This is a genomic window from Clostridium oryzae, assembly GCF_002029235.1.
Lineage (GTDB): Bacteria > Bacillota > Clostridia > Clostridiales > Clostridiaceae > Clostridium_AE > Clostridium_AE oryzae.
Window position 1 is genome coordinate 1 of the sequence record NZ_MZGV01000071.1, and the last position, 20,067, is coordinate 20,067.

General features: G+C 32.4%; 18 protein-coding genes. 6 read left to right on the forward strand and 12 right to left on the reverse strand.

Going from position 1 to position 20,067, the window contains the following annotated elements; genetic code table 11:
• Window positions 1-155 precede the first annotated feature (155 nt).
• Window positions 156-713, reverse strand: coding sequence for a YdeI/OmpD-associated family protein (locus CLORY_RS19400; RefSeq protein WP_079427616.1), 558 nt, complete (start codon window positions 711-713; stop codon window positions 156-158).
• 15 nt (window positions 714-728) lie between these two features.
• Entirely contained in the window at window positions 729-857 is a 129-nt protein-coding gene (locus CLORY_RS24020; protein WP_278335346.1) for a hypothetical protein, read from the reverse strand.
• A gap of 217 nt (window positions 858-1,074) precedes the next feature.
• On the opposite strand from CLORY_RS24020, the gene CLORY_RS19405 reads away from it, so the two are divergent.
• Entirely contained in the window at window positions 1,075-1,833 is a 759-nt protein-coding gene (locus tag CLORY_RS19405; protein ID WP_079427618.1) for a class I SAM-dependent methyltransferase, read from the forward strand.
• A gap of 96 nt (window positions 1,834-1,929) precedes the next feature.
• Here CLORY_RS19405 and CLORY_RS19410 read toward each other — a convergent pair whose 3' ends face one another.
• From CLORY_RS19410 to CLORY_RS23420, 6 genes are all read right to left on the reverse strand, one after another.
• Window positions 1,930-2,349, reverse strand: coding sequence for a hypothetical protein (locus CLORY_RS19410; protein ID WP_079427620.1), 420 nt, complete (start codon window positions 2,347-2,349; stop codon window positions 1,930-1,932).
• A gap of 238 nt (window positions 2,350-2,587) precedes the next feature.
• Window positions 2,588-3,043, reverse strand: a complete 456-nt coding sequence (locus CLORY_RS19415; protein ID WP_242954460.1) for a nucleoside deaminase — start codon at window positions 3,041-3,043, stop codon at window positions 2,588-2,590.
• A gap of 180 nt (window positions 3,044-3,223) precedes the next feature.
• Complete coding sequence (locus tag CLORY_RS19420; RefSeq protein ID WP_079427622.1) at window positions 3,224-3,697, reverse strand: ASCH domain-containing protein; 474 nt, start codon at window positions 3,695-3,697, stop codon at window positions 3,224-3,226.
• A gap of 387 nt (window positions 3,698-4,084) precedes the next feature.
• A complete protein-coding gene (abc-f, locus tag CLORY_RS19425; protein WP_079427624.1) occupies window positions 4,085-5,971 on the reverse strand; it encodes a ribosomal protection-like ABC-F family protein in 1,887 nt (628 codons plus the stop codon).
• Between the two features lie 17 nt (window positions 5,972-5,988).
• A complete protein-coding gene (locus CLORY_RS19430) occupies window positions 5,989-7,182 on the reverse strand; it encodes an MFS transporter (protein WP_242954459.1) in 1,194 nt (397 codons plus the stop codon).
• Window positions 7,183-7,450: 268 nt separating this feature from the next.
• Window positions 7,451-7,615, reverse strand: coding sequence for a hypothetical protein (locus tag CLORY_RS23420; RefSeq protein WP_169911692.1), 165 nt, complete (start codon window positions 7,613-7,615; stop codon window positions 7,451-7,453).
• Between the two features lie 96 nt (window positions 7,616-7,711).
• On the opposite strand from CLORY_RS23420, the gene CLORY_RS19435 reads away from it, so the two are divergent.
• The 4 genes from CLORY_RS19435 to CLORY_RS19450 all read left to right on the forward strand — a co-directional run bounded on the left by CLORY_RS19435 (window position 7,712) and on the right by CLORY_RS19450 (window position 14,000).
• Window positions 7,712-9,406: a M3 family oligoendopeptidase gene (locus tag CLORY_RS19435; protein WP_079427626.1), complete on the forward strand. Its 1,695-nt coding sequence runs from the start codon at window positions 7,712-7,714 to the stop codon at window positions 9,404-9,406.
• 427 nt (window positions 9,407-9,833) lie between these two features.
• Window positions 9,834-10,313 (forward strand): PH domain-containing protein, encoded by a 480-nt coding sequence (locus CLORY_RS19440; RefSeq protein ID WP_079427628.1) that lies wholly within the window; start codon window positions 9,834-9,836, stop codon window positions 10,311-10,313.
• A 7-nt stretch (window positions 10,314-10,320) separates the two neighbouring features.
• A complete protein-coding gene (locus CLORY_RS19445) occupies window positions 10,321-11,772 on the forward strand; it encodes a PH domain-containing protein (RefSeq protein WP_079427630.1) in 1,452 nt (483 codons plus the stop codon).
• A gap of 5 nt (window positions 11,773-11,777) precedes the next feature.
• The gene (locus CLORY_RS19450; RefSeq protein WP_079427632.1) at window positions 11,778-14,000 is read left to right on the forward strand and encodes a diguanylate cyclase domain-containing protein; all 2,223 of its coding nucleotides are present in this window, start codon (window positions 11,778-11,780) and stop codon (window positions 13,998-14,000) included.
• A gap of 36 nt (window positions 14,001-14,036) precedes the next feature.
• Here the strand turns inward: CLORY_RS19450 and CLORY_RS19455 are convergent, their stop codons facing one another.
• From CLORY_RS19455 to abc-f (CLORY_RS19470), 4 genes are all read right to left on the reverse strand, one after another.
• A complete protein-coding gene (locus CLORY_RS19455; RefSeq protein WP_079427634.1) occupies window positions 14,037-14,819 on the reverse strand; it encodes an SDR family NAD(P)-dependent oxidoreductase in 783 nt (260 codons plus the stop codon).
• Between the two features lie 18 nt (window positions 14,820-14,837).
• The gene (locus CLORY_RS19460; protein ID WP_079427636.1) at window positions 14,838-16,262 is read right to left on the reverse strand and encodes an aldehyde dehydrogenase family protein; all 1,425 of its coding nucleotides are present in this window, start codon (window positions 16,260-16,262) and stop codon (window positions 14,838-14,840) included.
• Window positions 16,263-16,284: 22 nt separating this feature from the next.
• Window positions 16,285-17,448, reverse strand: a complete 1,164-nt coding sequence (locus CLORY_RS19465; protein ID WP_079427638.1) for an iron-containing alcohol dehydrogenase — start codon at window positions 17,446-17,448, stop codon at window positions 16,285-16,287.
• Between the two features lie 115 nt (window positions 17,449-17,563).
• Window positions 17,564-19,198 carry a ribosomal protection-like ABC-F family protein gene (abc-f, locus tag CLORY_RS19470; RefSeq protein WP_169911693.1) on the reverse strand — a complete coding sequence of 545 codons (1,635 nt, stop codon included), beginning with the start codon at window positions 19,196-19,198 and terminating at the stop codon, window positions 17,564-17,566.
• A 487-nt stretch (window positions 19,199-19,685) separates the two neighbouring features.
• Here abc-f (CLORY_RS19470) and tlp point away from each other — a divergent pair, with 487 nt between their 5' ends.
• On the forward strand, window positions 19,686-19,913 hold the full coding sequence (tlp, locus tag CLORY_RS19475) for a small acid-soluble spore protein Tlp (RefSeq protein WP_079427642.1): 228 nt from the start codon (window positions 19,686-19,688) through the stop codon (window positions 19,911-19,913).
• Window positions 19,914-20,067 lie beyond the last annotated feature (154 nt).

Sequence of the window (20,067 nt, forward strand, 5' to 3'; positions counted from 1 at the left end):
CTCCGGTTATTAATTGTTTTTCGACAACTCAATTATACCAAAACCAGATGGTTTCATGCTATTTTTATGCCAGTTATTATTGAATTTTCAAGGTGCATAGGCACTTATTCAAGTGCGAAGTTTGAGTAAATAATTTAACTACGAACTTTCACCAGCTACATAGGTTTTAAATTCTGGTTCAATCGACCTATTATCTTCTCTAACCTTCGCTTTCTAGCCTCCTCAGATTTTGCATCAAAATAAAGTCCAGTATAATTTTTCTTAACTGAAGGAGACATAGCCATAAAATTTATAAATGCCGGCTCATTACCCTTTATAAGCTCAGTGAGGTTTTGAATCTGCTCTTCTGAAATTGGCTCAGGCTTTGGCACATCCCACATTCCATTTTTCTTAGCCTCTTCAACTTTTGCTCGTCCCAAATCAGTCATTAACCCTTTAGCTTCAAGTTCTTGAACCAGTTTCTTATTTTTTTCAGACCATCTGCTGCCCTTTCTTCTCAATGCAAAATACTTTAAGTATTTTTTCTCATCAATACTTTGCATCTGTCCATCAATCCATCCAAAACACAATGCTTCTTCAAGGGCTTCACTAGCCTTTAGGGTTCTAATACTACGGTATTTACTGAACACCACCCAGATTCCACTGCTTGTCCTAGAATTTTCTTCAAGCCAATTTCTAAAATCTGCTCTTGCCTCAAATAAAACTTCTTCCAAAACTCTTCACCTTCCTTACCTAACCTTCGCTTTCTGCCAAGCCTCAATCAGTTCATATATTGATTGATATCTCATACTTCTATCTTTACTGGTTGCTTTCGCTGCCACATCAAATAAAGCCTTGCCTGCACCACCATTTAACAACCTCAAAGCAAAAAAGATAGCAGCAATCCAAAAGCCGCTATCTAAATTTCGTCAATCTATTGTAACAGGATATTTTGTGGAAAGTGTTTAAAAATATCCGCACTATTAACATAAGGATAACATACAGAAAAATATAAGTCTAGTATTTTTTTACATATAAAGCCACACTTATTATATGCCACCCGCGGACAGGCAAAAACTTTGGAGGTACAAGCTTATGAAAGCAAAAAATTCTGATTGGTATAAGAACATTTGGACTCTTGAAATAAAAAATGAATCATGGACAGAAAATACTGAAAGCCAAGTTAATTTTATAATTAACACGCTGCAATTAACCGGAAAGGAGCGCATTCTTGATCTTGCGTGCGGCTTTGGAAGACATGCTCTTTCTTTCTCCCGAAAAGGATTCTCTGTAACAGGAGTTGATATTACTAAAGATTACATTGACGATGCTAACAAAACAGCGAAAGCAGAATCGCTAAATGCTGAATTTATAAACGTAGATATACGTGATATTAATTTTAAAAACGAATTTGATGTGATATTAAATTTGGCTGATGGTGCCATAGGTTACCTTGAGACTGATGACGAGAATTTAAAAATATTTGATGTGATTTCCAATGCATTAAAACCTAGCGGTAAGCATTTTATGGATGTCTGTAATGCCGAACATGCAGAACATTTCTTTCCTAAAAACAATTGGGAAATCGGTGAAAAATCTTTGGCTTTATCACAATTTGAGTGGGACAAAGAAACTAGAAGAATGTTATTTGGTGCTTGGGATGTCCCCTATGGCATTCCAGCACAAAAACCTGACATTTCCTATGGAGATCCAACTCGTTTATATTCCATAGACGAACTAGAAAAAATCTTAGGTCAACGAAATATGAAAATAGTAAAAACTTTTTCTGATTACTATGGAAAAAAAGCATCATATAAAGACCTTCAATTAATGGTGTATTCTGTGAAACTATAATTTAAAAATAAGCAAGAGCTAAAAGTCATTGAATAAATTCAGCCCAAAAGCTGGGAATGCACTCAGTTTTGTACACAAATCTGAGTGCGTTCCTGACTAATCCTGTATACGGGGTGTATATCCAGTTATAATTAATGTTGACCAATCGCTACCTTCATTATCTATCCAATTGCATTCCACATCTAAATATTTAAGCCATGCATTGAGTCCATAACTTTTCTTGCTAACATTAGGAGATTTTCTGCCATGCTGCTTTTTTATAGCTTCCAACAGTTCAATCTGTTCATCCATACCTAACTCTTTATCTATCAATTCTGATATTATTTCAATGCATTCTTCATATGCCCTTCTATCATAAAGATAAATTTCATCTGAGTAAACCTGTCTTTCCTTATTTAAGACATCAATAATTTCATTAATTTCTTCTTTATTAGATAAGTAATATTTTGCTCTTCTTAACGCTTCAATGTCTCCATCTAATTTATTTATCTTTTTTTCTAAGTTTTCTTCTATCATAAGCATAACCTTCTTTTCCCATATAAATTAATCCTCACTAAACTGATTAATGAAGATTAATTTATTATACCAGTAATACTATGCTATTACTATCTATATTTCATTGTAATTTAGATTTGTATGTCTAGCATTGGAGGTGTACTTCATTACTGAATATTACTGCGTTCATAACTATTATTCTGTTTTTATTGTTAATTGCATAAATAAGAGTAGTATATCTTATTTACATATTATATTTTTACTTAAAATAATCTTTTATTTCATCAATCAAAAAATCTTCAACTAAGGTTACATCGTTTATATACTTTCCTGATTTTAAAACATCTCTACATTTTATAAATGACCAATTAACTTCCTTTCCTCTATGATCAGGATTATTAGCATATACCACTCCTTCAAATCCAGTCCAAATTATAGCTGCTGCACACAAAGGACATGGCTCAAATGTTGAATAAAGCCAATACCCTTTTGGCAAAATATCAACTTTTAGTTCTTTACAAGCACTTCTGATAGCATTTATTTCAGCATGGGCAGTAGGATCATATTCATCCCAAACTGTTGTTTTACCTTTAGAAACTATATTGCCCTCAGTATCTATAACTGCTGCAAAAATTGAATCCTTTGTCCACTGATCTTTTATCAATTCTCTCATAATTTCTTCACTCGGATGTTTTATCTTTGAAATAAAATTCATTTCATTCACTATATTTCCCCCTTATTGGTTTATAATATTCCAGAATTGTATTAAAATTCAAAAGTTAGTTCGTAATTTTTCATAATCTGATTATGATTTTATGAAAAATGCTTTTTTATTAAGTTTCTACTTATCTGCAAAACGCTTCTTTAAAATCAACAAGAAATTACATAACCTTAATTATTTATACACCACTTCAAACTCCTCACAAACCACTAACATATCTTCAGAGAACTCCATATTGATTTCTTTTAACTCCTTAGTAAAAAAGTGAATGTGAACTTTTTTCCAATACTCTAGTGACTTATCTCCTTCACCTTCTCTAAAGGCAAATTCTGAAGAAACCTCTTTAAACGGCATAACAGTTACCTTTGTAGTCTCAATTATGCCTTGAGCTTCCCCGTTCCAGTCGGTAATAATGCTTAATTCTCCTATTTTAGGCAAACTTTCTCCCTCCACTTCATAAAAACAATGTAGAGAAGTCGTAGCTCTTTTTATCCCTTTTTTCACTAGCTCAGCCAGATCATTGGCACTTTTTTCATTGTCACAGAAATACCATGAAGTATACGTTTGGTCTGTATTTTGAACGATTTCTTCTTTACTTTCTAAATATTCTTTCCACATTTTTTCTACTGATTTCTTTATTTTTTCCATTTTCTATTCTCCTAACAATGTTATTATAATGTGAATTAAGAGAGTATTTAAAATAAAAATAATCTTAAAAAAATAGTTAGTCTTGTAAATCAATTAAGAGTTGAAAGTTGAGAATTGAGAGTTATGGATGAAATTCTGCTATGCAGAATTTCTAAAACTCTATTTCTGAACATTAATAGATAGCTTTTATAAATCAAGATAGCACTATAATTAAAAACAAATTATCTCTATAATTTAGACAATCCATAAAATCAAAATTCAGCACAGCTGAATTTTTACCTTCATTCTCAATTATCAATTTTCAATTATCAATTAATTCTTAGTAGACACCTTGCTGCTCATATTATCTTCATTTAATGCACTTTCTTAGTTCGTAATATATTAAGTTTATTCTCCGAAATATTTTTTCATAAGCTCTTCCAGCTCTTTCTCGGCAACCTCTTTCTTTTTAGAAAGTTCATTTAGCTTTTCATAATCATATTGGAACCTATTCAGCTCCCCTTCAATAATTTTCAGTTCTCTTTCAACCTTCTCTATCTGCTGCTCAAGTTTTTCTTGAACTCTGCCTTCATTACCACTATTTGCTTCGTTTTCGGATTGCTTTTTTACATTCTTAATAGGCTTTTTAACATCGACTTTATTCTCACCCCTTTTCTTTTCCATGCTCTTCTGTTTGTAATAATCATAGTTACCATCATAAGAAGTAAACCGTCCTTCTGCTAGCTCAATAATTCTTTCAGCTACTGCATTTATAAAGTACCTATCATGGGATATAAAGAATATTGTGCCTGTAAATTCCTTTAAAATCTCCTCAAGTTCTCTTCTGGAAGTAATATCAAGATGATTTGTAGGCTCATCTAAAATAAGCATATTTATCTCATGAAACATTATTACAGCGAGTCTAAGTCTGCTCTTTTCACCGCCCGAAAGACTGCTGACTTTCTTGAACACATCTTCTCCATAAAACAAATATTTTGCAAGATAGGCCCTAGCCTTTCCTTGGGTTATTATTATATCTTCCATAAAGTTTTCAAGCACTGTAGAATCTTCGTTTTTAAATTGAACATTCTGTGGTAGATATCCAAGTTTTACACTACTGCCTAAAACCACTTTTCCACTGTCAGGTTCAAGCTGCCCAAGCAACATCTTTATAAAAGTTGATTTGCCGCAGCCATTGTTACCGATAAGCGCTACTCGTTCTTTGCTTCTAACTAGCAGTTCTGCATTCCTAAGTAGAATTTTATCTTCGAATCTCTTACAGAGTCCTTTAGCAACTATTGCATCTTTCCCTGACCTCTCAGCCGTTTGCAGGTTGATTTTAATTGCTTCTCTTTCCATGATAGGTTTATCCATTCTTTCAATTTTGTCCAGAGCTTTCTCCATGCTGGCTGCCCGTTTAAAAAATTTTTCGTTATCCCCTCTGTTTCCCCAATCTCTTAATTGTGAAATAGTCTTCTCCATGGATTTTATCTTTTTCTGTTGATTTAAAAAAGCTTCATATTGAAGTTCAAGCCTTCTCTGCTTCTCATCATAGAAATAGCTGTAATTTCCAAGATAGGTTTCTGCTTTCATATCTTCAATCTCGATTATCTTTGTAACTACATTGTCCAAGAAATACCTATCGTGAGATATGATAAGGACTGTCCCCTTATAGTTATTAAGATAATTTTCCAGCCACTCCATACTATCTAAATCCAGATGGTTAGAAGGTTCATCTAAAAGTAGTATATTGGGATTTTCTAAAAGTATCTTTGCTAGTATAACTGTGGTCTTCTCGCCTCCGCTCAGTGCAGAAAACAGCTTATGGCTAAACTTTTCACTTATTTTCAGTCCTTCCATTACCTTGCTTAGTTTCTCTTCCTTTTCATATCCTCCTAATGTCTCATAACTTTCCTGTAGTTTTGAGTATTTATCTAAAAGTCCCTCCATGTGATCAGTATCAGCTTCTGATAATTTATCCTCAAGTATCTGCATCTGTTTATATATGCTGTCAATCTCTTCAAAAGCCAAATTAAGAACGTCAATAACAGTTGCAGTTTCTTCATATACTGGCATCTGCTCAAGATACCCAAGCGTCGCCCCCTTTCGTATAGCAATTTCTCCTTGCTCATAAGGTTCAATCCCCATTAATATCTTACAAAGCGTACTTTTACCACAGCCATTTTCACCGATGATACCTACTCTTTCTCCAGTCTGTATATTAAAACTTAGTTCATCCAAAACCATAGCTGCGCCATAATATTTTTTTAATTTATCAATTGATAGTTCTATCATTATAATCTTCCTCCAAACTACGCTGTTCTATTTATTTTATTGAGTTTAGTCATTATAAAAAGTACTACTGGTACATAAGCAAATCCTATAAATCCAAAGGTACTTGAAAATCCTATTTTATCGGCCATAAAACCAAATAGCGGAAAAATGCATATCATAAACATACTGAAACATAAACTGTCAAAGGACAAAATTGTAGCTCTATTTTCAGAAGGAATTTTGGAATTCACATAATCGCTGAAAATAGTACATGCTATCCCTCCAGTTATCTCAGTAAATATAAAAAATACTACAGCTAAATTCCTTAATGCTCCAAGACCCCAAAGGGCTAATATATTAAGGGATGCTATAAATATTAAATTCTTCCTCATACCCATCTTTTCTTCAAATACATATGCATACTTTGAACAGAAAGCTTCCACCAAACTTCCTAAAGCACATATAACTGCAATTACTGTCTTTGTGTAATTCATATCAGAAAAATATTTTTGGCTGTAGAAAAATACAGTTGTCTGTAAACTAGACATCAAAGCTGAAAAAAGTATTATATATAAAACAAACTTCCTACCTCTAAGAACTTTTACTGCAGTCCGTAATTGTTGTACTACAGCATTTCCTTCTCGTCTATTATCTATCTTCCTTGCAATAGGCACTTCATAGAAGCCTAAAGCTGATAAAAGTGTTATTAATTGAAGGACGCCTCCAAGTATATACGCATACAAAAATCTTTTATCTGCAAGCACTCCACCTAGAAGTACTGCTATACCTTGAGCTATTGACATAGCAGCCAAAAGTTTGCCCCATATGATTTTATATTTACTTTCCTCGCCTAGAGCCTTTAAGCTGTCATATATCAAAGCTTCCGCTGCCCCTGAATTAAGATTGTTGCCAGCTGCTGTTAATACAAAGGCTAAAGCAAATCCCCAAAAATTAGTTGATACAATCATCAAAACGCAAGAGACTATACTAAGTACTCGACCAAGCACTACTGAAAATTTCTTTCCATATATGTCAGCTATAGCTCCTGTTGGAAGTTCAAATAATAGTGACGTCATATGATATATTGACTCGATAATTCCTATTTCGACCAGTGACATTCCTCTATAAGCAAGGTACAATACCCATATTGCTGAGGTTATATCCATCTGCATCATAAAATTGTACACATAACTTACCTTCACATTTTTTCTTAATTTTGTGTTCATGTTCATATTAGCTGCTCCCATCTCACATTAATGTAAATAAATAAAAAATAAGCCATTAATGATTACTAAAACTCAAATCGCTGATAAAACTTTCAATAAGCAATCTAAGTTCCTATATCAATAAGGCTTATGGACTAACTGTGCATATTTTTAAAGGAAAGTTCACACATCCGAAGTTGTGTTCCAAACCATGTTTTAATCAAAACAAAAAGACCTGAGTGTATAAACTCAGGTCTTTTCTCGATTAAAGACACATAGATGTATCTTTATAAAATCACGTAAGAGAATAGAATTCTGGTTTCACACTGCAATCAACGCTTTTCCTAAAAATGGACGCACTTATAGCCCTGATTGCAGACATTGCTGTTTTTGTAACAGAACTACCATGTATTCTTCGGTTTCTATAAGAAAATCCAATAGCGTTAATCATAGTTTCCATAATTCTACCCTCCCTTTCCAATAATTAAATATTATTATATACTATTATTATAGATATTTCAATACATACAGAATTAAAAAAGGGAGGCTAATCATAATGAAGTTTAACGAATTTGAATACAAAAGACCAAACTATGAAGAGATAAAAAATAAATACAACATTCTTCTAAACAAACTTAGAGATGCTCAGACAGTAGGCAGTCAGCAAAACTACATAGCTGAAATCAATAAGCTGAGAGCTCACATTGAAAGTGCTGCAACTATAGCATCAATAAGAAATTCCATTGATACTCAAGATAAGTTTTATGATGAAGAAAGAGAGTATTGGGATGAACATGCTCCTCTATATGAGGAATTAGATTCTTCATTCTACAAAGAGATAGTTAATTCAAAATTCAGAAATGAATTGGAGAATAAAATCGGAAAACAATTTTTTACTTTAGCAGAATTTTCATTAAAATCTTTTTCACCAGAAATAATAGAGGACCTTCAGCTGGAAAATAAGCTTTCCTCAGAATATACTAATCTGATAGCTTCAGCTAAAATAATGTTTGAAGGTGAAGAAAGAAACCTATCCGGTCTTACACCTTTTATTACCAGCAGTGATAGAGCTATGAGAGAAAAGGCTTCAGAAGCCAAATACAAATTCTTTACGTACCATGAAGAACAGATAGACAGAATATATGACGACATGGTAAAGGTAAGAACAAAAATAGCTAAGAAATTAGGCTATAAAAACTTTGTTGAGCTTGCTTATGTGAGAATGAAAAGAAGCGATTACAATGCTGATATGGTCGCTAACTTCAGAAAACAGGTTGAAAAGTATCTTGTTCCCGCTGCTTCAAAACTATATAAGAGACAGCAGCAGCGTTTAGGCTTTGATAAATTAAGATATTATGATGAAAAATTCGAATTTCTAAGTGGTAACCCCAAGCCTCACGGTGACGCAAAATGGATACTTGATAACGGCGTTAAAATGTATTCTGAATTGTCTTCTGAAACAAAGGAATATTTTAATTTCATGGTAGAAAATGAACTGATGGATCTGATTACTAAAAAAGGGAAAGCAGGCGGCGGCTACTGTACTTATATCCCTGATTACAAGTCACCCTTCATATTTTCTAACTTTAACGGTACACTTGGAGATATAAATGTACTTACTCATGAGGCTGGTCATGCTTTCCAGGTTTATTCCTCTAGATGGATTGATATTCCAGAATGCAATTTTCCTACTTATGAAAGCTGTGAAATTCATTCTATGAGCATGGAGTTCTTTACTTGGCCATGGATGAACCTTTTCTTTGAGGAAGAAACCGATAAATTTAAATATGCTCATCTTGGTGATGCTGTGAAATTTATTCCCTATGGTGTAACTGTTGATGAGTTCCAGCACAGAGTGTATGAAAATCCAGATATGACTCCTGCAGAAAGAAAGTCTACCTGGAGAGAAATAGAGAAAAAATACCTTCCTCATAAAAATTATGAAGGGTGTGATTTCCTTGAAAGAGGAGGCTGGTGGTTTCAGCAGGCTCATATCTTCAACTCCCCTTTCTACTATATTGACTACACTTTAGCTCAAATATGTGCTCTTCAGTTTTGGAAGAGAGCTCAGGAAGACAGAAAGAGTGCATGGGAAGACTACCTTAAGTTATGTAAAGTAGGTGGAACAAAATCTTTCCTAGAGTTAGTACATTACGCTAACTTAGTATCTCCATTTGATGATGGCTGTGTATCTTCAATTATTAGCAGCATAAATAATTGGTTGGATTCTATAGACGATAAAAAGCTATAAAAAAGGGTAGGAAGTGATTTCTGTCGGCTGGAAAATGCCTCCTCCAACCACTTCCTACCCTATACCGGCTCTATGCATTTACAAAGCATTATTTTCTATATTACTTCTCACAAATTATTTTCTCGTTTATTTATTTATTAGTATTTTCTTAAGAGCTATCTTCATATTACTTCGTATATTATATAGTTACATCTTTTTAACAGTACATTCAATTTATGAGTAGGTAAGAAGTAGGAACTAAGAAATAATACATTGAAGAAATTCTGCTTAGCAGAATTTCTTTTTTCACTTTTCTCTTAATTCACTAACTTCAGAATATCTTACCTTATATTTCCTATTACTATAACTATTATGTTTTTATTCATTTATGATATAATATTGTCATTAATTTCTACTAGTTATAATTATACTCAGAGGGGGAGACATTTTGTCAGATAGCAATTACAAGAATCTTAGTCTAAATGCAAAAAAATCCTGGTTTGCAGCACGATTTATTTTTCTATTGATACTATTGATTCCTATACCATTTATACTGATTGGGGTGCATAACAAAAAAATACAGTTGGTAGTTCTTGCGATATTAGGACTATTTATATTTTTACAGCTTCTTAATACATTTTTATATCCATATATAGAATATAAACAATGGAAATATTTTATAAATGATGAAAAAGTAGAGCTCATACATGGAATATATTTTATTACTACATCGGTTATTCCAATAGTGAGAATACAGAATATAAATTTAAATCAAGGTCCTATAAATCGTATATTTAAATTGACAGATTTAGAAATCATGACGGCTGGAAATAACTTTACGATTCCTAATATAGAATCTAGTGAGGCCAATAAATTATGTGAATTTTTAAGAGAAAAAATCAATGATGCTGTAAAGGAGGATTTATAATTTAGTTATGAATAACAATCTGCATAACCATAGGTTTATAATTTTATCCTACTTCATAAATGAATTTAAAAACTTCTGGTTTATAGTTCCTATAATATTTGCTAAAAAAATAAGTCTTTTTATTCCTGCTCTTGCCCTTATAGGAATTTATTCTATTATTATCAGTTTCATTAGATGGAGCAAAACTTTATACTGGTTAAATGAAGCTACTTTAAGCTATAGAACAGGTGTTTTCTCAATAAAGAACATAGAAACACCTTATAACAAGATAACAACTTTTGATATAGATCAAACTGTAATACATAAAATATTTAACCTTCATAAAGTAAAACTTGATACTGGAGCACCTAATAAAAAGGATGAGATAGTTCTACTTTTAGACAAGCATGCATTATTAGATTTGAAGCAGAATATCGGACATATGGAAAACCCGCAGTCTACAAATGCTTATGATATTTCCGGTTCTGATATGACACCAAATCGACATTCAAGAGAAAATACTATATGTGCAACCACTAAAGATTTGTTATTGTATTCTCTTACGCAAAACAATTTAGCTATACTATTAGGAATAGCTCTATCAGCAGACCAGTTTATTAATAATATTTCAGATGTGATTAATATTGATATAAATAAGAATATCTCTGGCCTAGCTAATAACATTCATTCAATTGCCAGTATTCTTATACTTTTTATAACGTTTATTATAATATCAACCATTTTTTCTTCTATTATTTTCATAATAAAATATGGCAATTATAAAGTATATAGAAGCAACGATCTAATACGAATAAATTATGGTCTACTATCAAATAAGACCTATTCCTTTAAATTGAATAAGATTAATGCTGTAACAATGAAACAAAACTTACTCAGGCAGTTCTTTAAATTGTATAAACTGCAGATAAGTGCAGTTGGTTACGGAGATGAAAAAGATGAAGAAGCTCTTTTATTTCCTCTGTGCACAAAAATAAAGGCTGACTTTATACTTTCAGAACTATTGCCAGAGTTTCAATTTTCAAATAATATGTATACAGTTCCAAAAAGAGGCGGAAGAAGGTTTTTTACACTGCCTATAACTATATTTATCGCTGTTGCCTCAGTTATAATTATTATATTCACAAAAACGCTAGTGATTTTCATATCATTTTTGATACTATTATTAACAATTTGCTCTTGTTTCTTGCAATATAGGAATTCTGCTTTAGGATTTAATAATAATGTTGTATATACAGCAAGTGGTGGTATATTCAAATCTATAACTATAATTCCAATATATCAAATCCAAGCTATATCGTACAAGCAAAGTTACTTTCAGAAAGTTAATACTACATGCAATTATAACTTTTACTATTTTGGTAAGGCAGGCAGCGTATCGTCAAAAAATTTAGATCAAGGTCTACGTGATAACGTACTTCCTCGGTACATTCCATCATATCTGATACCTCAACAGGAGTGATATATATGTGTAATTCTTCTATAAACAGTAACTTAAGAAGTCTTTTAGATGAATTAGAAAGAATAAAATTTAATGATTTAAGCAGGACATTAGAATTATCAAATGAAACATACTTTCAATGCAAAATGCAGCAATATCCAGCTGGCATGTGTTTCAGCCTTCTGGTAAAAGGAAATTGCCTATCATTTCTTGGAAAATATTCAGATGCAATTCATAGTTTATCTCAAGCTATAAATTTAGCTATAGAAAATAATATCTGTGATTTGCAAATATTGATCAATATAGCTATAGGGAATATTTTTTCGGACCTTTCTAATTATGAGGAAGGTTTTAGTTTTTATAATTCTGCTGTGAAGCTCTGCTCAAAATTATCAAACTCTACAAACTATTATAGTAATTCGTGCTACGAAATTTACTACTGCAAGGTTTGTAATAATATGGCCGAGATATATAAGATTCTTGGAGATTTAGACAATGCATCCAGACTTTACAATCAAGCTGTTGAACTAGATATAAAAACAAATTACAAAGGTACTTTGGGTGTATCCATAGCTAATCTTGGCTCTCTGAATTTGTTGAAAGGAAACCTATATGAAGCTAAAAAACAAATACTAAAAGGCCTTGAAATTACTAAGGCAAATAATTTTAGCATAGCGATTACCGAATGTTATACTAACCTAGCGATGATATATGAAAAGGAACATAATGAGGATAAGGCAAAACTATACTTTCAAAAGGCAATGAATTTTTCCGAAAATAGTTCAGGGGTATTTTATAAGCTGGGTGCTATAATTAACTACAGTAAATTTTTGAAAAAACATGGTGACATAGCTTTAGCTATTGACAATTTAATTAGCGCTCTTAACATTGCAGAAACAAATAATTTATTAGAGAAATGTAATAGTGTCTGTAAGGAACTTGCTAACTGTTACGAAGAGTTAAATGATATAGAAAAATCAAATAAATACTATAGGCTATATTTCAAGTTCGATAGTGAACTAAAGGTACTATCAAATAGTCAGATTCTAACTTCAATAGAAATAAAGCTTAAACTAGATACATTAGAAAGCGAAAGACAAAAATTAATTAAGAAGAATGATGATTATAGAAAACATTCAGAGATGCTGCTTGAGAGTTCAAGGAAGATGAAAATACTTAGTGAATTAGGACAAAAATTAACTTCCACGCAGAATCTAGATGAAATTATAGATATTCTTTCATCTAACATTAGTGAATTTATGAATATACATAATTTTTCACTGGCTTTATATGATAAAGATAAGGACTGTTTGATATTTAAATGTAACAATACAAATGGCTCAAATTCCGAGTTACCATTGGTACAGTTAAACAATAACAGAAGTTTATCAGCTTATTGTGTTAGAGCGAATAAATTTATTGTCATCAATGATTTTGATAAAGATCCGCTTGTGCTTAACGAAACTATCAACATTTATGAGCCTAATGGCATGCATGGTTTTCAATCTGCAATATATTGTCCATTGCTAATAGATGGCTATTCTTTTGGTATGATAAGTATATATTCACATATAAAGAACAGATTTAACACGCTTGATATCGAAACGATGAGAGCCTTGGCATCTTATGCCGCTATTGCAATAAATAATTCATTGAAGTCCTCTTACTTAAAAATTGAAATAGCCAATAAGGAAAAGATTCAGAAAGATTTGGAAAAAGTAAACTATGAACTTAAATATCTTTCAGAGAACGATTTCCTTACAAAGCTATCGAACAGGAGAAAATTCAACTCAACATTATTAATTGAATGGCAGAATTGCTTGCAGAAAAAATGTCCATTATCTATTATTATTTTTGATGTTGATAACTTTAAAGAACTAAATGACAATTATGGACATCTTGTTGGAGATAAGTGCCTTGCTAAAATAGCTTCAGTTTTCAAAGATTGTATGAATGATACTTATACCCCTTCAAGATTTGGTGGTGATGAATTTATTGCTATACTGCCCGGAATTTCTAAAGATAAAGCTATACAGATAGGGAAAAAAATATCTTCTGCAGTAAAAGCATTAAAAATAGAGCATGCTTTTTCGAAAACAGATAATATTGTAACTATAAGCGTAGGTGTAGCCTCAGTTATACCTACCGAATCTACCTCTATTGATGAGCTTTTAAAAAGCGCTGACACTGCTATGTATAAATCTAAGATGGCTAGAGAAAAGCTATTTAATTCAACAAAAGGACTCTAATCGTATCTAGGGTCCTTTATTTATCAATTGCTGGTACTAACCCTTTTGCTGCTTCTGAATCTTCTGTAATTTTCCTGCTAAATACACAACAACCCTTCTTGGAAGAAATCTAGCTCCGAATATCATCATCTTAAGTCCTGCTCCAGGAATAACAACAGTCTTTCCACCCCTTAAAGCACTATATGCTAAGCTTGCAGCTTTTTCCGCGCTGATGGCCGTATTACTCATACCTTTTCCAGCGGCTTTATGAAAGTTTGTCTTGATTGGTCCTGGGCAAAAAACTGTCACTGAAACACCATAATCTTTAAGTTCATTTGCTATAGCCTCGGATAATGATAACACATATGCTTTTGAAGCATAATAAGCTGCTATAAATGCACTCCCCTGAAATGCTCCTATAGAAGCTATATTAAGAATCTTTCCACTCTTTCTTTTAGCCATATCCCTACAAAATAACCTTGTCAGGATTGTTAAAGCATCAATATTAACTGCTGTTATTTCTAGAAGTTTTGATAATTCAGTTTCATGAAACAACCCAAAGCTCCCTAAACCAGCATTATTTACGAGTATATCCACCGCAATATTTCGATTTTTCAATTCATCATATATCTCTATACATGAGTTTTTCAGCGATAGATCCTTATCTAAAACTATAATATCTATTTTATAGGCTAGTTCTAATTCAATTTTTACCTGCTCCAATTTCACTACATTTCTTGCTACTAATATTAAATCATATCCATCTTTAGCGAATAGCTTCGTAAGCTCTAAGCCTAACCCACTGGAAGCCCCTGTAATCAACACCCTGCCTTTAGTCATCTGTTCAATCCCCCTAAATTATAAGTATTTAATTAGCTTTTCTATTAGCTTTTTAGTATTCTGCTTAAACGGCGGATAAAACATAGACATAGCTGAATGTTTCCCCTGCTTAAGATATGACCGCTCATGGGTAAATGCCATAAATCCGTTAAATCCGTGGGTTTTACCTATACCACTATTATTGAATCCTCCAAAGGGCAGCTTATGATTTCCTACATGAAGTACTACATCATTTATTGCCACATCCCCAGATTCAGTATGCTGCAATAAACATTGAATTTTTTTATTGCTACTGCTAAATATATAAAGTGCTAGTGGTTTAGGTTTACTCCTTACATATTCAATAGCTTCTTCTAAACTATCATATGTTAATACTGGAAGTACAGGTCCAAATATCTCTTCTTCAAGTATTTCTGAGTTTTCATCAACATTAGTAATTATGGTCGGGCTTATAAAGTTTTTATCCTCCTGATATGAACCGCCTAATTCAATTCTTCCGCCCCTATCCACAGCATCTTCTATCAATGCTTTTACTCGCTTAAAGTGTTTATTATTTATTATGCTGCAAAAGTTCTTTTCATCAGAAAAACTCTCCATAGTCCCATAGAATTTCTTTATGTACCTGATAAGAAGTGCTACAAACTCTTTCTCTATATTCTTAGGTACTAGCAAATAATCTGGAGCTACACATATTTGACCTGCATTAAGGCATTTACCCCATATTATCCTCTGGGCGGCTTTTTCTAAATCTGCTGATTCATCAACAATTACAGGAGACTTTCCTCCTAATTCTAGAGTAACATCAGTAAGGTGCTTTGAAGCAGCTTCCATGACAATCTTACCCACTGTCGGACTTCCCGTAAAAAATATATTATCAAAAGGTTTTTCTAGCAGCATCTGTGATACTTTATAATCTCCATCAAAAACATAGACCTCTTCCTTGGGAAAAACCCTAGAAACAATCTTTTTAATGCATTCAGTAGATGCTGTACTATATTCAGATGGTTTGAGCACCACACAATTTCCAGCAGCTACAGCCGCAATAAGAGGATCCATTGTAAGTTGAAATGGAAAATTCCATGGTGAAATAATAAGAGATACACCTTTAGGTTCATACATTATCTTGCACTTTGCGCCAATGTAACTTATAGGCGCAATAACCCTTTTAGGCTTCATCCATTTTTTTAGGTTAGCTATGGTATGCTTAATTGCTGAAGTAGTTGCATATATCTCTGTAAGCAGTACTTCTTCTGCAGGCTTTTTAAAATCCATAAATAAAGCTTCTTCAATTTCTTCTTTGCTTTCAATTATAACTCTCATTAGTTTTTTTAGTTTTTTTATTCTATCTGCCGCAGTAGTCTTCCTAAGCTTCCATCTATTTTTTTGCTGAAGCACAAAAATTTCATCAATTTCATTTTTTATTTCACTAAAATCTTTTTCCATTTCTTCTTTACTCTTTTCCCTTCTAAAGTGAAGCGTTATATATATTTACAATATCCTTTGCTTCAAGCGGCTTAAAACGCCCAATAGTTCCCCACTTTGTAGCCTTCTTAGCCATAACTTCAAAATTCTCTTCATTGATTCCAACCTTTGCAAGTGTATCTGGAATACCTAATGAATTAAAGAAATCTCTAGTGTTTTGTATTGCTTCGTTAGCTATAGTGTACTTATCTTTACTGCTGTCTATATCCCATACATTGATGCCATATTCTGTGAATTTATCTACTGTATCCTCACTTAATGCATATTTCATCCAATTAGGGGTTAGTATTGCCAATCCTACTCCATGAGTAATATCATAGATTGCACTGAGTTCATGCTCCATACCATGTACAGTCCATTCAGTTTCTTTTCCTTCACTTAAAAGTCCATTTATTGCAAGACTTGACGTCCACATGAGATTTGCTCTAGCTTCATAGTTTTGCGGATCGTCTATAGCTATCTTGCCATATTTTATACAGGTCTTCAACATGGCTTCTGCCATTCTATTTTGAACGAAGGCAGACGTTGTTTTGCTAAAATAATTTTCAAATATATGACTCATTATATCCGCTGTACCTGCAGCTGTCTGATTTTTAGGTACCGTAAAAGTATAGGTAGGATCAAGTATGGAAAATTTAGGCTGCATCTCTTGATGTGCAGTTCCTATTTTTTCTTTTGTCTCCCAATTAGTTATTACCGCATTCTCATCCATCTCTGAACCAGTAGCAGAAAGAGTAAGAATGCTTGCTATTGGAAGCACTTTACTTATCTTCCCTGGGTCAACAACTATATCCCACGAATCACCTTTATAATAATAGCCAGCTGCTATTACCTTTGAACAATCTATTGTGCTTCCGCCGCCAACTGCCAGAACAAGTTCAATAGAATTTTCCCTGCAAATTTCTATTCCTTTTCTAACGGTAGTAACTCTAGGATTAGGCTCGACTCCGGGAAGTTCCCAGAAACTTATAGCATTATCCTTTAAAATCTTTATTACATCATCATAAATTCCATTCTTCTTAATGCTTCCTCCTCCGTATACCAGAAGCACTCTAGAACCATACTTTTTTATATTCTCTCCAAGAACCTTTATCTGTCCCTTGCCAAAGAATATTTCTGTAGGCACTAAATAATCAAAATTGTTCATTTTAAGATCCTCCTTATATTGAAATTATAGATATATTATACATCTGAATTGTAATTAATATCAATTTGTTAGTTTGTACTTTTTAGTAAGTTCTTTTAAAATAATTTACTTGTTACTATTTTCTCATTAGTTCCTGTTTCAGAGCTGTAAGCTCTCTGCATTTGCTAATAAACTCTTGGTTCATTTTCTCCTTATCTTCCTCATTAGCTTCGTCCATAGCTCCTGCAAGAAAAGATAACTGACACTCAAGTTTAATAATATTATCCTTTATATCTCTATAGTTCCTTCCAACACTATTTTGTAGCTTTTGCTGTTTCTTGCTTTTAACATAGTCATCATAGTTTCCCGCATATTTTCTTATCTGTCCATTTTCAAGTTCAAATAATTTCTTAGCAATTTCATTTATAAAATACCTATCATGTGATACAAACAAAATAGTTCCTTTATATGCCTCAAGTACTTTTGCTATACTCTCTCTAGACTGAATATCTAGATAATTAGTCGGCTCATCAAGCATAAGCATATTAGCTCCAGATACCATTAATTTAGCCATAGCAACTCTGCACTTTTCTCCCATACTAAGCACCTTGACTTTTTTATGAATGTTCTCCATTTTAAAAAGAAGTTCTGCAAGCAGTATCCTTATCTCCGTTTGATTTATTCCGTAACCAAGTACATTTTCAAGTACAGTCTGCTCATTATTTAGATTTTCAAGCTGCTGAGAAAAATATCCTATTCGAACACCAGCATTAACAGATAATCTCCCACTAAAATCTTCATCCAAGCCATTTATAATATTTAACAAAGTAGTTTTACCGCTGCCGTTAGCACCTATTATGGCTATCTTATCACCTTTCATAATCCGAAATCCTATGTTGCTAAATATTACCTTATTCCCATAACATTTCGTTATATTCTCACAGTTAATTATATATCTTGGCAATTTAACGTCTTCTATACCTTTATTTATCACATCAAAACATGGAGCAGTATCTTCTATAATTTTGCTAATCTTGTTATCTTCAAGTTTTTCTAACCGTTTCTCCTTTGACCTCATGATACTTACTTGTTTTTTTGATTTACTTCTTAGGAAATCATTCTGCCCTGCAGCTCTATGTGCTCTTAGGAACCATTCCTTTCTCTCTTGTATGATTCTCTTAAGTTTATAAATCTCAACTTGCTGCTTTTCATAAGCCCTATTGTTAGATACAATTTCAAGTCTTCTTTGCTTCATATAGTCACTGTAATTACCTGCGTATTCTCTAAGCTCATCTTTATTAAGAAGCCATATTTTATTTACAACCTTATCCAAAAAGTATCTATCATGAGAAATTACAAGCATGCTCTTACTACTTTTTAAGAGTTCCTTTTCTAAAGCAACCCTGGCATCCATATCAAGGTGATTTGTAGGTTCATCCAATACTAAAAATTCTGTGTCTTCCCTAAGAACCTCAGTCAATAATAACCTTGTTTTCTCTCCTCCACTAAGTTTTTTAAAACTTTCATCAGCATTTTCATCATTTACAAAATCCTGCTTTAAATATGCTATATGCGGCTTTGCCGGGGTGTAGGAAAGCTTCCCGCTCTCATAAGCTTCTATTCCCATGAGTATTTTAGAAAGCGTTGTTTTTCCAACACCATTGCTTCCAATAAGTCCAATCCTATCTCCTTCATTTATTCTTCCACTTATATTTTGAAAAACTATATTACTATTATATTCTTTACTTATATTACTGAAATTTATATTCAAAAAACCATCTCCTTCTATCAAATCAAAGTAGATGGCAGTAAAAAATAGCACAAAAAAACTGTAATCTAAAGCTCAGATTACAGTTTCAAACTCAAAAATTATATTCGGAACATCTAAACAATACAGCTATATAGTTAACAACATTTAGATGGACCTTTTCAAACAATTTTCATATATCAAAGCTTTATTTTTTAACTACCATCCCTAAAAAAGCGCATAATAATGCCCGGCACTTCTTTAGACATATTAAATTGGTTATTAGTTAAAAAAATAAAATGCTCATATTTATCGCTTTGTTCTCCTTTTAAAATTACTTTATTTATATAATCATATTATTATAATGCTAAGTTTCTGTCAATAAGAGTTATATACATCATACGTTTCCATAACCAGCATTTATCACTCAGTATAACTAAACTACTTCTTCGCATAATAAATAAGAAAAGATTTTTATTTATACAAATATTAATCAAAGGGGATGTGCAATATGAAAAACAATCCAGATGACAGAAGAGATAATGTACGCAGAATTCAGCATAATATCAGCAATACCATTCGTAACTGTGAGCTTGCTGATGAGATGATTGATAAAACAGATGACCCCAAAACAAGAGAAGCCCTCAAAGAGAAGAACGAGAGAAGAGAAGATGCTTTAGATGCTATGAGATCTGAGATCAGGGACGAAGCTATAGATAAAAAACATGGGTATGAATAGAATAGGAGTGAGGGACCTGCATTGGTCACTCACTCTTTTGTGCCATTTTAATACATTTATAAAACATATATTTTTTATTTATTACTATATTTTATATAAATTTATCTAGAATTATAAATAAATAATATGATATAATTATTATTGTAAAATAATG

Excerpts from the sequence above, each read along its gene's own strand:
- CLORY_RS19405 (WP_079427618.1), top strand. The coding sequence starts at position 1,075 with ATGAAAGCAAAAAATTCTGATTGGTATAAGAACATTTGGACTCTTGAA.
- CLORY_RS19410 (WP_079427620.1), bottom strand. The coding sequence starts at position 2,349 with ATGATAGAAGAAAACTTAGAAAAAAAGATAAATAAATTAGATGGAGAC.
- CLORY_RS19415 (WP_242954460.1), bottom strand. The coding sequence starts at position 3,043 with ATGAATTTTATTTCAAAGATAAAACATCCGAGTGAAGAAATTATGAGA.
- CLORY_RS19420 (WP_079427622.1), bottom strand. The coding sequence starts at position 3,697 with ATGGAAAAAATAAAGAAATCAGTAGAAAAAATGTGGAAAGAATATTTA.
- abc-f (WP_079427624.1), bottom strand. The coding sequence starts at position 5,971 with ATGATAGAACTATCAATTGATAAATTAAAAAAATATTATGGCGCAGCT.
- CLORY_RS19430 (WP_242954459.1), bottom strand. The coding sequence starts at position 7,182 with ATGAACATGAACACAAAATTAAGAAAAAATGTGAAGGTAAGTTATGTG.
- CLORY_RS23420 (WP_169911692.1), bottom strand. The coding sequence starts at position 7,615 with ATGGAAACTATGATTAACGCTATTGGATTTTCTTATAGAAACCGAAGA.
- CLORY_RS19435 (WP_079427626.1), top strand. The coding sequence starts at position 7,712 with ATGAAGTTTAACGAATTTGAATACAAAAGACCAAACTATGAAGAGATA.
- CLORY_RS19445 (WP_079427630.1), top strand. The coding sequence starts at position 10,321 with ATGAATAACAATCTGCATAACCATAGGTTTATAATTTTATCCTACTTC.
- CLORY_RS19450 (WP_079427632.1), top strand. The coding sequence starts at position 11,778 with ATGTGTAATTCTTCTATAAACAGTAACTTAAGAAGTCTTTTAGATGAA.
- CLORY_RS19455 (WP_079427634.1), bottom strand. The coding sequence starts at position 14,819 with ATGACTAAAGGCAGGGTGTTGATTACAGGGGCTTCCAGTGGGTTAGGC.
- CLORY_RS19460 (WP_079427636.1), bottom strand. The coding sequence starts at position 16,262 with ATGGAAAAAGATTTTAGTGAAATAAAAAATGAAATTGATGAAATTTTT.
- CLORY_RS19465 (WP_079427638.1), bottom strand. The coding sequence starts at position 17,448 with ATGAACAATTTTGATTATTTAGTGCCTACAGAAATATTCTTTGGCAAG.
- tlp (WP_079427642.1), top strand. The coding sequence starts at position 19,686 with ATGAAAAACAATCCAGATGACAGAAGAGATAATGTACGCAGAATTCAG.